Source organism: Arthrobacter antibioticus (assembly GCF_030063205.1).
Taxonomy (GTDB): domain Bacteria; phylum Actinomycetota; class Actinomycetes; order Actinomycetales; family Micrococcaceae; genus Specibacter.
On record NZ_JASISQ010000002.1, the window covers coordinates 298673 to 311372 of the forward strand.

9 protein-coding genes, 1 tRNA gene and 1 other RNA gene are annotated in these 12700 nt (G+C 58.2%); 6 read left to right on the plus strand and 5 right to left on the minus strand.

Annotated features, from left to right (window positions below; all coding sequences use genetic code 11):
- Position 1 precedes the first annotated feature (1 nt).
- Entirely contained in the window at positions 2-808 is an 807-nt protein-coding gene (gene xdhC, locus QMG40_RS06500; RefSeq protein ID WP_283529222.1) for a xanthine dehydrogenase accessory protein XdhC, read from the plus strand.
- Positions 809-841: 33 nt separating this feature from the next.
- Here xdhC and QMG40_RS06505 read toward each other — a convergent pair whose 3' ends face one another.
- Entirely contained in the window at positions 842-2128 is a 1287-nt protein-coding gene (locus tag QMG40_RS06505; RefSeq protein WP_283529224.1) for an aspartate kinase, read from the minus strand.
- Between the two features lie 315 nt (positions 2129-2443).
- Here QMG40_RS06505 and QMG40_RS06510 point away from each other — a divergent pair, with 315 nt between their 5' ends.
- A complete protein-coding gene (locus QMG40_RS06510) occupies positions 2444-3433 on the plus strand; it encodes an ABC transporter ATP-binding protein (protein WP_283529226.1) in 990 nt (329 codons plus the stop codon).
- Positions 3430-4593, plus strand: a complete 1164-nt coding sequence (locus tag QMG40_RS06515) for an ABC transporter permease (protein ID WP_283529228.1) — start codon at positions 3430-3432, stop codon at positions 4591-4593. The genes QMG40_RS06510 and QMG40_RS06515 overlap by 4 nt, the downstream gene beginning before the upstream one ends.
- Positions 4594-4706: 113 nt before the next feature.
- Here QMG40_RS06515 and ilvD read toward each other — a convergent pair whose 3' ends face one another.
- A complete protein-coding gene (gene ilvD, locus QMG40_RS06520) occupies positions 4707-6599 on the minus strand; it encodes a dihydroxy-acid dehydratase (RefSeq protein ID WP_283529231.1) in 1893 nt (630 codons plus the stop codon).
- A 78-nt stretch (positions 6600-6677) separates the two neighbouring features.
- Between ilvD and QMG40_RS06525 the strand changes: the two genes are divergently transcribed.
- Positions 6678-7514 (plus strand): helix-turn-helix transcriptional regulator, encoded by an 837-nt coding sequence (locus QMG40_RS06525; protein WP_283529238.1) that lies wholly within the window; start codon positions 6678-6680, stop codon positions 7512-7514.
- Positions 7515-7534: 20 nt separating this feature from the next.
- On the opposite strand, the gene recR is transcribed toward QMG40_RS06525, so the two are convergent.
- The 3 genes from recR to ffs all read right to left on the minus strand — a co-directional run bounded on the left by recR (position 7535) and on the right by ffs (position 11692).
- Entirely contained in the window at positions 7535-8134 is a 600-nt protein-coding gene (gene recR, locus QMG40_RS06530; RefSeq protein WP_283529240.1) for a recombination mediator RecR, read from the minus strand.
- A 76-nt stretch (positions 8135-8210) separates the two neighbouring features.
- Complete coding sequence (locus QMG40_RS06535; RefSeq protein ID WP_283529242.1) at positions 8211-11513, minus strand: DNA polymerase III subunit gamma and tau; 3303 nt, start codon at positions 11511-11513, stop codon at positions 8211-8213.
- Positions 11514-11596: 83 nt separating this feature from the next.
- An RNA gene (gene ffs, locus QMG40_RS06540) (signal recognition particle sRNA small type) lies at positions 11597-11692 on the minus strand.
- 175 nt (positions 11693-11867) lie between these two features.
- On the opposite strand from ffs, the gene QMG40_RS06545 reads away from it, so the two are divergent.
- Both QMG40_RS06545 and QMG40_RS06550 read left to right on the plus strand, forming a co-directional pair.
- Positions 11868-12080, plus strand: coding sequence for a hypothetical protein (locus QMG40_RS06545; protein ID WP_283529244.1), 213 nt, complete (start codon positions 11868-11870; stop codon positions 12078-12080).
- A 338-nt stretch (positions 12081-12418) separates the two neighbouring features.
- Positions 12419-12506: transfer RNA gene (locus QMG40_RS06550), tRNA-Ser, on the plus strand.
- Positions 12507-12700 lie beyond the last annotated feature (194 nt).

Here is a 12700-nt window from a genome sequence, read left to right on the forward strand (position 1 = left end):
CGTGGATTGGCTCGCAGCACTAGTCCACCTCCGCGAACACAATGAGATCGGGGTGCTCGCCACACTCGCGCACGTGCGCGGCCATGCGCCTCGCAACGCCGGGGCCAAGATGGTTCTCTCGGCCACGAGGAGTTGGGGAACCATTGGGGGAGGTAACTTCGAGGCTAGCGTGATCGACAGGGCTCTGGAACTCATGGCTGCGGGATCCCATGGCTCAGAGTTCATGACCTTTGCCCTCAACGACAAGGTGGCCAGCGTACATGGAGTCCAGTGCTGCGGTGGAGAGGTAAACGTATTGCTAGAAGTGCTTAACCCGCGCAGGACAGTGGCAATATTCGGGATGGGCCATGTTGGTTATGAAATCGCCCATATTCTAGCCAGGCAGCCAGTGAATTTAGTTCTTGTGGATTCACGCGAAGCCGAACTATCGCCCGTTCGTCTAGAACCGCTTATGAGTGGAGAAGCACATATTAGTGTGCGCCACGAGCCGGCCCCCGAAGTGGTGATCAGGGACCTTCCGGCAGGAGCCACACTTCTAGTGCTCACACATGATCACAGTGAGGACCTCATGCTGTGCGAGGCTGCGTTACGCACCGAACCCTTTTATATAGGACTCATTGGGTCCCGCAGCAAATGGTTGCACTTTCGTCAAAAACTGCGGGAGGAAGGTTACGAAGAATCCGAGATTAAGCGGATCACTTCCCCCATCGGCGACGCCACCATAACCGGTAAGGACCCAGTCAGCATTGCCATCGGCGTTGCATCGGATCTATTAGTCCGCTGGGAAAAAGCCAACGCCGATACCTGAATGAATGCTAAAAGGTCTTAGTTTTATGCAGCCTTAGCGGCCCGTACCGCCATAGATCGTTGCCTCATCTTCACTGTCCAAACCAAAGACGTGGTGCACTGCGCGTACCGCGACGTCGAGCAGATCAGCGCGCGTCACCACGGAGATGCGAATCTCGGACGTGGAGATCAAATCGATGTTCACACCGGCGTCGGACAGAGCCTTGAAGAAGTTATAAGAGACGCCAGGATTCGATCGCATGCCTGCACCGATGAGGGAGAGCTTGCCGATCTTGTCATCGTAAAGAAGGTCTTCAAAACCAACTTCTTCCTGCTGGGCACGCAGGGCGTTGAGCGCATCTTCGCCTTCAACCATGGGCAGTGTGAAAGAAATATCTGTTTTACCGGAACCGCGGGTTGAAATGTTCTGCACGATCATATCGATGTTTGTGTGGGCGCCTGCAATGATGCCGAAGATCATTGCCGCCTTGCCCGGAATATCCGGTACGCCAACAACGGTGACTTTGCCTTCGGACCGGTCGTGGGCAACGCCGGAGATGATTGGCTGCTCCAAGGCAACTCCCTCTGAAATCTTGATTTTGTCGTTTGGACTGGGCAGAACCCACGTTCCCTCATTGTCGCTGAAGGATGAGCGCACATGGATGGGCAGTCCAAAACGCCGGGCGTATTCCACACAGCGAAGGTGCAGGATCTTGGCACCAGAGGCAGCCATTTCCAACATTTCTTCACTGGAGATCTTGTTGATTTTTTGAGCGGTGGGAACCACGCGGGGATCAGCGGTGTAAATCCCGTCAACATCTGTGTAAATTTCGCACACATCAGCGTTCAGCGCGGCAGCCAGGGCAACTGCCGTGGTGTCAGAGCCGCCGCGGCCCATGGTGGTGATCTCATGGGTGGTGCGGCTCATGCCCTGGAAACCGGCCACAATGGCCACTTTGCCCTTATCCAATGCCGTGCGTACGCGGTGCGGATCAACGTCAATGATGCGGGCTTTGCCGTGGATGCCGTCGGTGATCATGCCAGCCTGGCTGCCAGTGAATGACTGTGCAACCCCGCCTTGTGCGCTGATACCCATGGCCAACAATGCCATCGAAATACGTTCGCCGGCTGTCATCAACATGTCCAGCTCGCGAGCCGGAGGGTGTTCGGAAACCTGTGCCGCAAGATCCAACAGTTCATCGGTTGTATCGCCCATGGCAGAAACAACCACCACAACTTCATGTCCTGCGGCTTGAGTGCTGACAACTCTACGTGCCACGCGAAGGATGCCCTCGGCGTCGGACACGGAAGATCCGCCGTACTTTTGAACAATCAGGCTCATGGGTGCTCACTCATTGACTTACCTAACGCAACACTAGGAGAGAAAAAATTTGCTGCCAATCACGCCGGAGCCGCGCCAACGCGCTGGATAGGTGCGGCATCATCAGCGCGGGAGGCAGTCTAAAGCAGTTTAGCGCGGAGCCGGGGCAACGCAGAATTTGTGTGTCCACATGTTGATACTTTACCTCCGGCTCTATCTCCAAACAGCTTTGTTGCCAGAACGCAGAAGATCAGTCGGTGGGATGAGGTATTGCCTACACACCCCGCCGTAGGCTGATTCATATCCGCAACTGCGGCCCATAGGGGGAGGGAATCCATGACAGAGCAGCATCAATCCAGCCAAGATCCACCGGTGAACCATGTTCACAGGACTGTTCCACCAGGGATGTTCAATGGGCTTTGTGCCACCGGAGTCTCGCGCAGCTTTGGTGAGGTTCACGCCGTCGTAGACATGGATCTTAAAGCCCCGGCAGGCCAGGTAACAGCCCTCATTGGACCAAACGGTGCCGGCAAGACAACACTGCTGCTAATGCTGGCAACACTGCTGGCCCCGGACACTGGCAGTATTAGTGTCGCGGGCATCGACCCGGTCAAAGATCCCAGTGCTGCCAGGGCAAAAATTGGTTGGATGCCGGATACTTTGGGTGTGTGGGAAGCCCTGACAGCTCGGGAGATTCTGGGCACCATGGCCAAGTTCTACCAGTTGCCCAAGGCCCAGATCCCGGTGCGTGTGGCGGAACTGCTTGAGCTGGTAAATCTTTCCTCGTTGGCGGACCAAAAAGCCCGGGTACTCTCGCGCGGACAACAGCAACGTTTGAGCCTGGCTCGCGCGTTGATTCATGATCCCCAAGTTTTATTGCTGGATGAACCGGCCTCGGGTTTGGACCCGGGGTCGCGCATAGCGCTACGAAATATTCTGCGTCAGCTTGCCGCTCAAGGGAAAGTTGTTGTGGTTTCATCCCACGTACTTGCCGAACTTGATGAAATTGCTGACGGGGCCGTATTCGTCAACCAGGGCCGAACAGTGATGACGCAGTCCGTTGAACAAGCGTTCGTGCAGGGCCGGAACTACTCTATTGCTGCTCTTGATCCGGATAAGTTGGCAGCCGAGCTCACCTCATTGGGCGTAAGTTTTTCGGCGGGAACAGGGCGCCGAGTTTCGGTCACAGTGAATGCAGAATCGGAACGGCACGCGGCCCAGCTACTGAGAGATTTGGTGGTGGCAGGTGTGGATGTATGTTCCTTCGCCCCTGCAACAGGGGCCCTGGAAGAGACATACATGAGCATGAAGGTGGATCAGCCATGAGCGTGAAACAATATTCTTCAGGTGTCTCTGCCGTGGTGGGCATGGAATTGCGGCAGCGACTGCGTTCTCGCGGCTGGTACATCATGCTGGTTATTTGGTTTGGGCTCATCTGGTTGGTGACAGCACTGACCTGGATCAGCTGGAAGGCGCAGTCAGATTACAACTTTGATCCCGGGTTTGGCAGGGGGAGCCCGGGACCGTTGATCTTTGAAGCCGTTTTGGCGTTTGTTTTACTCTTTGGATTATTGGTGGCACCGGCATTTTCGGCCAATGCCATCAGTGGCGATCGATCCGCTGGCACCTTGGCCATCATGCAGGTGACGTTGTTAAAGCCAGGTCAACTGATATGGGGTAAGTTTCTCGCCTCGTGGATTGCCGCACTGGCATTTTTGCTGGTGAGCGTACCGTTCTTGATCTTCGGCATTGCACAAGGTGGTGTGAGCGTTGGTTATATTTTGGTGGGCCTACTCATGCTCGCCTGTGAACTAGGGGTTGTATGTGCCCTGGGAGTGGGTATTTCGGCACTGGCCACCCGGCCACTTTTCTCAATTGTGGTGACTTATTTGGTGGTGGCTGCGCTGGCCTTCGGCACGCTCATCGCCTTCGGGCTTGGCATGATGCTCAGCAACGGAACCGTGCAGGTAAACCAGAGCTACTACAAAAATATGGAGATGTATCAGGGCTCGGAGGGATTCGAGGCGGAATCTGATCGGGAATATAAGGACGATGAGATGTACCCCGCACCTCCCAACCCCAAGGACATCACCGATGAAAATCAGGAGTATGCCTGTTTTGGTCCTTTGGTGGAACAGCAGGCACCTCGCTCGGAAAGGGTGGCCTGGATGTTAGGCATGAATCCGTTCGTGGTGGTAGCAGATGCCATTCCCTACCCGAATACAAACGACTCGATGCAACAGGGCAGCTCAAGTGGAATGTTCGAGATGATCAGTCAAGGTGCCCGCTACGTCCAGGCAGGCCCCGAGTCCACGTATCAGTGTGCCAATGGCAAGGTCGCGGCACCGTATCTCACCAAGCAGGCGCCGCTGTGGCCATTAGGACTGGGATTGCAACTGTTGGTGACGGCGGGAGTGTTGGCACTGGGGTGGCGTTCACTGCGCACACCGGCAGGGAAACTGCCCAAAGGGACCCGCGTGGCCTGATCCGTGCCCTGCGAGCCCCCGACGCTGCGCGAGTTGCCACTTATGGCGCCCAAACACACGTTTTGGGGGCCATAAGTGGCAACTCGGTGCGGAACAGAGCCGGTAGCGGGGCCTTAGACGGAAACCGAGGTGCGTGGCGCGCGCATTAGCACCGCTTCCTCTGGAATCTGACGGATGGCACCCTTGTCGGCGCTGGTAGCCATAGAGGCATAGGCCTTCAACGCAGCAGAGACCTGGCGAACACGTCCCACGGGCTGGTAGCCCGTGGTTGCCTCGAGTATTTCCCGGCGGGCGTTGAGTTCGCCGTCGTCGACCAGCAGTTCCATGGAGCGGTTCGGAATATCGATCCGGATGCGGTCACCGTCCTGCACCAAGGCGATGGTTCCTCCGGCCGCGGCCTCGGGGGAGACGTGGCCAATTGAGAGCCCGGAGGTGCCGCCGGAGAAACGGCCGTCGGTGATGAGTGCACAGACCTTGCCCAGGCCCAAGCCCTTCAAGAACGAGGTGGGATAGAGCATCTCCTGCATACCGGGGCCGCCGCGCGGGCCCTCATAACGGATGACTACCACGTCTCCTGCCTTGACAATCTTGCTGAGAATCTTTTCCACGGCTTCGTCCTGGGATTCGCACACCACAGCCGGTCCCTCAAACGTCCAGATGGACTCGTCAACACCGGCTGTCTTGACCACGGCGCCATCTATGGCGATATTTCCGCGTAGCACCCCCAGGCCGCCGTCCTTGGAGAAGGCGTGCTCCACATCGTGCAGGCACCCTTCCACAGGGTCGGTGTCCAGGGAAGTCCACTCGGCGGATTGTGAGAATGCGGTGGAGGAGCGTTGGCCTCCCGGTGCCGCGGTCCACAAGGCAAGGGCCGCGTCGGTGGCTTTCCCGCCGCGGATGTCCCAGTCATCAAGCCATCCCGTAAGGTCCTTTGAGTGGACCGAGTTGACGTTCGTGTGGAGCAGCCCGCCGCGGTTGAGCTCACCCAAAAGGGCGGGGATGCCGCCGGCCCGGTGGACGTCCTCCATGTAGAAGGTTTTGTCCCCTGCCACGTTCGGGGCTACTTTTGCCAAGCACGGGACCACCCGTGACTTCGCGTCGATGTCGTCAAGATCGTATTTCAGCCCGGCCTCCTGCGCTGCGGCCAGCAAGTGCAGGATCGTGTTGGTGGAGCCACCCATGGCGATGTCCAAAGCCATGGCGTTATCGAAGGCTTCGAAGCTGGCGATCGAACGCGGCAGGACGGACTCGTCGTCGTCCTCATAGTAGCGTTTGGCGATCGCCACGGCGGTGGCACCGGCACGCTCGTACAGTTCCTTGCGTGCGGTGTGGGTGGCCAGCAGTGAGCCGTTGCCGGGCAATGACAGCCCAATGGCTTCGGTGAGGCAGTTCATGGAGTTGGCCGTGAACATCCCTGAGCAGGAGCCGCAGGTGGGGCACGCGTTGGCCTCGATGAGGTCAATGTCTTCATCGGAAATGGAGGAGTCCACGGCGTCGGAAATGGCGTTGACCAGATCCAGGGTGCGGATGGAACCGTCGGTCATGGTGACCCGTCCAGCTTCCATGGGACCGCCGCTGACAAAAACGGTGGGAATGTTCAGGCGCAGAGCAGCCATGAGCATGCCGGGGGTGATCTTGTCGCAGTTGGAGATGCAGACCAGCACGTCGGCGCAGTGCGCATTGACCATGTATTCAACGGAGTCGGCAATGAGGTCGCGGGAGGGAAGAGAGTAGAGCATGCCTCCGTGGCCCATGGCGATGCCGTCATCCACGGCGATGGTGTTGAACTCGCGGGCAATGGCGCCGGCTTCGTGAATGGCGTCGGAAACGATCCGGCCAACAGGGGCGAGGTGGGTGTGGCCGGGGACAAACTCGGTGAAGGAGTTTGCGACGGCCACGATCGGCTTGCCGATGTCCGCTTTGGCAACGCCGGAGGCCATCATGAGGGCGCGGGCGCCTGCCATGTTGCGGCCGTGGGTGACTGTTCTTGAACGTAATGGGGGCATAAGAATAGTTAAGCAGCTTTAGTGGCCGCTCCGGAAGACGGTGCTGCTACTAGTAGTGGCAGTGCTAGATTTGTTCAAATGAATGAAGAACGACGGCGTGAGCTGGGTCAGTTTCTCCGGGACCGCCGCGGGGCGTTAGTCCGTGCGGAGCATGGCTTGCCACCTATAGGACGAAGCCGCATGATGGGCTTGAGGCGCGAAGAGATTGCCGCTTTCTCTGCCGTTAGTGTGACTTGGTACACCTGGTTGGAGCAGGGGCGGGACATTAATGCTTCCCGCCAAGTCCTTGAATCTGTTGGCCGGGTACTCCGACTCAGCACGGCTGAGGCGGCCTATGTTCTGGCGCTGGGAGGCCACGTAGCCGAACCAGCCACTGGAACTGTCATAGAGTCTGTGCCCCCACATCTGCAGGCCCTGTTAGATGCTTGGGATTTTCCGGCCTTTGCGGTGGCCCCTGGGTGGGGGATCGCTGGATGGAATCACGCCTACGAATGCCTATATTCACGTATTTCGGAGGTTGCCCCTGAGCAGCGGAACCTGTTGTGGCTGATTTTCACTGATCCGGCTTTGCATCGAATGCTGCCGGACTGGGACGTTACCTCACAACATTTCGTCGCAGAATTCCGGGCAGAGGCCGGACCCCGGCTGGGCTCGATGACACATGCCGTTATTGTGGCGAAGTTGCAGGCGGCCAGCCCTGAATTTGCACAAATTTGGGCCCGCCATAGCGTGAAAGGGTTCGCTTCGCGGCAACGCGTGTTTGTGCACCCGGTTGTTGGCGAACTGGTTTTTGACCAGCACCGGCTGGTGCCTTCCGACGTTCCAGATCTGCATTTTGTCTTGTACGTGCCCACCGCCGGTACACCCACAAAACAGCGGCTTGCGGAGGTGGCTGAATCTACGCCGAAACGCTAGCCGGTGCGGGTCCGCAACCTTTAGGTGAGAGCGTTGCGACGGCCTTCAAAGGCACGGCCAAGCGTGACCTCATCCGCGTATTCCAAGTCTCCGCCCACAGGTAGACCGGAGGCCAGCCGGGTCACTGCGATGCCGATGGTTTTGAGCATGCGCGAGAGGTAAGTGGCCGTGGCCTCGCCTTCGAGGTTGGGGTCGGTAGCGATAATGATTTCCTGAATCTGGCTGTCGTTCAGGCGCGTCAGTAGTTCGCGGATGCGCAGCTGGTCAGGACCAATACCCGCTATTGGATTAATTGAGCCCCCCAGCACGTGGTACCGGCCGCGGAAGGCCCTGGTCCGTTCCACTGCAAGGACGTCTTTAGATTCCTCCACCACACAAATAATGGTCGGATCCCGGCGCGAATCACGGCAGATATTGCACAGTTCGGACTCGGTGACATTGAAGCATACGGTGCAGAACTTTACGCGTTCCTTGACAGTCACGATCGACTTAACCAAGCGTTGCATATCCTCGGCGTCGGCCTCCAGAATATGGAAAGCAAGCCGCTGGGCAGATTTAGGCCCGATTCCAGGCAAACGCCCCAGCTCATCGATAAGCTCTTGAACTGCTCCCTCGTACACAATGCCTCTTGTCTATTGGTTCAAAATCTATGGTTTCACAATGTTAGTCGCAGGTTAGTCGCAGTGCCGTGTTTGGTCAGTTTGACGGGTTCAACTGCCGCTCTTCGATCAATACTCCGCCTAGAATACGCTCAACCGCGGCTTGACCCACCACTCCGGATTCCTCCAGTGTCACGTCGTCAGGACTTGGAACGTCCTCAACATACGGCTTGGGGGCTGCCAGTGATGGCGCCTGTGCGCGAGCAGCCTGAGCTTCGGTGCTGTTGGAGAGACGATGGTACATGCTCTGTTTGGCGCCAGTCTGGGCGGCACTATTAGATGCCTCCTTCGGCGCCGGAGCCTCCTGCTGCTGCGCCGTATCCGTTTCCACGGGGCTTATTTCCACGGGGCTTGCCGGGACGCTCACTGTGGCAACAGTTGGATACGTGGTGGAAGCACCCAGCGGCGAGCTGATTGTTTCCTGTGCCGTGTTGAAACCAGGCGCTTGCGGTGGTGTAGTTTCCGTTATGGAGCTTGAGGCTCCTGGGGATTCTTCAGCTACTTCTGCAGATGCCGCTTCGTCCTTAGCTGTGTCTAATCCTGCTTCTGAAGCTGCATTTGACCCTGTGCTTAACCCTGTGTTTCCGCCTTGACCGGCATCGCTACTGGAATCTTGGCCGGCTCCTTTGGTGGTTCCTTGTGCCCAGTCCGGGGCGTTGGAAATGGAACCCCACCCCGGATCGGCAACATTCTGCCGGCTTGTTTGGCCCAGCGAGGCGCTCCAATCCGGTTGGGCAGGCTGGTTCCCCTGCTGGTCTGAGCGCTGGGCAATTTGTTCAGCCAGCATGGCGCTGCGTCTGGGCGCCTCAGCTTCCATCGGAGCCGCACTCACTGGTGCAGCGGCAGGGGTATCCCAGCCCGTGGTCCACGCCGAAATGGGTGAAACCTTTGGTGGTGAATAGGCGGGGACGGGTGTCTTTTCGCTAGCCGGTTGTTCTTCTGAGCGCGACCCGGTGGATGTTTCCTGGGCTGGTTGCTGGTGGCTTCCGGCCTCAGGTTGGGTTGCTGAGGGATCGTAGGGGTCAGCTGGAGCATAATCAGCCGGCGGGTAGGAATCCGGATGGGGTTCGTCCCAAAGATCGCTTGGCTCAGTGGGCCCGTCCCACGGCGCCTGGGCGAGGGTAGGCTTTTGAGTTCCAGGAGAAGGCTGGGTTTCAGCGGATTCGCCAGGCTGCGGCTGTTTTTGCGCGGGGTTGGCATCAGTTGGTTCAGCAATGGGTAAACCCCAAGAGTCTCGCCGCACTGGAGCCGGGGCGGCGGTGGGGCGTTCTTGCTGTGCAGCTACATTCTCCGGCGCTGTGGCATTGCCATGATCCCCTTCACGTTCCTGTGAAGGGTTACCGGGTTGAACTTTTGGGTTTGGCTCAGCGCTCGCTCTCGTAGCGGGGGCTTCGCCGTCGGCGGGCAATATCTGTACGCTCATGCCAAGCACCTGGTTGATGGCCTGTTGCAAGTTTTCCAGGTGGCCGTTGTTGCTGAACGTTTCGATGAGACCAGATGAGGGCAGGCCGACGCGGAGTTCCCGTCCGTCAAATACTTGTGGCACAACGTTTTGATTCACCATGGCCCAGGACGCCATACGGATGCTGCGCAGGGCTCCCAAAATTTCCGGCCAGGCCCGACGAATGACTTCAATGCCTGATGAGCCAGTGCTCACAGCACCGGCTGATTCATTGCTGGCTGAACCTTGGCCGGGTGCAGCGGGAGCCGTATTTACAGTGGGCGCGGTAGCGCCAGTGCTTGCTTTAGTAGCAGCAGTAGTAGGTGCGTCGGGCTCTTGTGCGCTACTTTGCGGCGTTGTAGCTTTTTGATTCTCAGCAGGTGTTGGCAGATCATCCCACGTGGGCGCCGTTTGGGCTGCTGCTGGTTCCTGCTGAGGGGGGGCTTGTGCAGGGGTCTGCGGTTGGTTCGCGGTAGTTGCCCAATCCTGCGCGGGAGCAGCGGCGGGTGCTCGGCGTGCCGCAACTTCGGCCCCGGCAGCCTCTTTTGCCCGTGCCAGCTGTGCACGTACGGCAGCCAACCCGCCACCTGAGGTGTCGCCAGCAGGATCGGCGGGGAACGGCGTCGAACTTTGAGGGGCAAAATGTTCGGGGGCAGGGGTCTGTGCGGGCTGGGCTGCTTGGGCAGCCCCAGCGCCCGGATTGCCTGCTGGAGCCGCAGTGGGGGTTCCGGCGTAGTTAAGGCGACGTTCCAACTGGTCAAGTCGGGTTGCCATGCCTCGAACGGAGGAGTCAGTTCCGGGCAGCAGAAGACGTGCGCCTAATAGTTCAAGGTGCAGGCGTGGCGATGTTGCGCCAGTCATTTCGTTGAAGGCCGCGTTGGTAACGTCCGCAGCCCGGGAAAGTTCAGCGGCACCTAATTGGGCTGCCTGTGTTTGCATGCGGGCAATGAGCTCATCGGGTGTGCCGCGCAAAATGGCGTGGGCACTTTCCGGCATGGCCTGAACAATGATGAGATCACGGAAACGTTCGAGGAGGTCTTCCACGAAACGACGGGGATCGTGACCGGTTTGCACAACCCTATCCACCGACTTGAACACGGTGGCGGAGTCGCTGGCGGCCAACGCCTCAACAACATCATCGAGCAGCGAGGAGTGGGTGTAGCCAAGCAGGTCGATTGCTAGATCGTAGTCAAGACCGGCCGCTCCGGCCCCAGCCATCAACTGGTCAAGAACTGAAAGGGAATCGCGCACTGAACCGCCACCGGCGCGGACAACAAGGGATAAGACACCGGGGGCAACAGCAACCTGCTCTTGTTCGCACAGTTGTGCCAAATAAGCCATCAACGGCTCGGGTGGCACCAGCCGGAAAGGATAATGGTGCGTGCGGGAGCGGATGGTGCCAATCACCTTGTCAGGTTCGGTGGTGGCAAAGATGAACTTGATGTGCTCCGGCGGTTCTTCAACGATCTTTAGCAGGGCGTTGAAGCCGGCAGATGTGACCATATGGGCTTCGTCAATGATGAAGATTTTATAGCGGTCACGGATGGGGGCAAACGTGGCGCGTTCACGCAGATCGCGCGCATCGTCAACGCCACCGTGGCTGGCGGCATCAATTTCTATAACGTCCAGGGAGCCGGAGCCTCCGCGCGCAAGCTCCACGCAGCTATCGCATTCACCGCAAGGATTCGCCGTGGGGCCCTTGGCGCAGTTCAGGCAGCGGGCAAGAATTCGGGCCGATGTGGTTTTTCCGCAACCGCGTGGGCCTGAAAACAAGTAGGCGTGGTTGACTCGGTTCTTCTCCAGGGCAGCCATTAGGGGACCCGTGACGTGTTCCTGACCGATGACTGTGGCAAACGAATCGGGACGGTACCGGCGATACAGGGCTGTTGGTGCACTCACAGTTGATACCCTATCTAATCTGCCTGACAAAATGCCGGTCGGAGCCGCAGACTGGGCAAATTTGGGGATAAGTTTTTGGGAAAAGTAAAGACCCCTCATGCACCCGCCAGAGCCCGCTTACCCTTGCTACCTTCCGGTCCTGGGGGAGTTCACAGGGTGACGCCACATGAGGGGCCGAAAAACAGCCTACCCGACTGTTGCGATGCGTGCGAATCCAGCTGCAACTAGGAAGGCGTATCAATTCCTTGCCCGCGGTGGTAGCTTCACCTCATAGGGGCACCGATGCCATTGCCAACCCGGTCCCGCAACGTTTGGCCCCTGCGTTGCTTGGGCCACTGTAGGGAGCGGACCGCCATGTTGACTTATGGTTTCTTTGAATGGATTTTCTGGGTGCTGGCTTTTTGCACGGGAATTTTGGCGCTGGCACGTATTGAAGTGTTTTCAACCCACTCCTCTCAGCGTGTTCATCGCCATTCAGGTCAGCAGATACTCCTGTGGATCATGACCATAGCGTTTGCGCTCTCAGGTTTTGTCACAGCAGCGCTGGCTATGCGGGCTGGGTACTGATTTCGGCCACGAATGGGTGAAGTGAGTGCTGTCGAAACTCGTTGTTACGTCTAAACGTCGCATTAGTGACGGGCGAATATGACAATCTTGTAAAGTTGGATAGGTGTTGTAGAGGCGGCGGAGCACCGCTGACTGCGACGCTTGGGTGCCTTGCGTGCCCGATCCTGCTGCATGGTCTGCCTTTGGCATTGACCGCTAGGGGGGAATGAGGGCGGTGGGGCTTGAACGGGGCCGTATTGCCCTTATTTCTTGCCATCACCAAAAAGAGCCCGCTTCGATTCGTGACTTGGGTACTTTGTCAGGTACTCTTGAACCTGCTGTGTTTCGCACAGCAAGCTGGAGGATTCGCCTAGCGGCCTATGGCGCACGCCTGGAACGCGTGTTGGGTTAACGCCCTCGGGGGTTCAAATCCCCCATCCTCCGCCAGCGGAAGACCTGGAATCATAAAGATTCCGGGTCTTCTTTCGTTTAACCACACACCCCTGAGACGCTCGCTCACTCCACGTCCTGTTTTGCGAAACGCTCGCTCATCCACGTGAGCGAGCGTCAGCTGAAACACAACGTGGACTGAGCGAGCGTCAGCTGAAACACAACGTGGAGTGAGCGAGCGTCAGAAAAAA

Coding starts and splice junctions, on each gene's coding strand:
- QMG40_RS06505 (WP_283529224.1), bottom strand. CDS start 2,128: ATGAGCCTGATTGTTCAAAAGTACGGCGGATCTTCCGTGTCCGACGCC.
- QMG40_RS06510 (WP_283529226.1), top strand. CDS start 2,444: ATGACAGAGCAGCATCAATCCAGCCAAGATCCACCGGTGAACCATGTT.
- QMG40_RS06515 (WP_283529228.1), top strand. CDS start 3,430: ATGAGCGTGAAACAATATTCTTCAGGTGTCTCTGCCGTGGTGGGCATG.
- ilvD (WP_283529231.1), bottom strand. CDS start 6,599: ATGCCCCCATTACGTTCAAGAACAGTCACCCACGGCCGCAACATGGCA.
- QMG40_RS06525 (WP_283529238.1), top strand. CDS start 6,678: ATGAATGAAGAACGACGGCGTGAGCTGGGTCAGTTTCTCCGGGACCGC.
- QMG40_RS06545 (WP_283529244.1), top strand. CDS start 11,868: ATGTTGACTTATGGTTTCTTTGAATGGATTTTCTGGGTGCTGGCTTTT.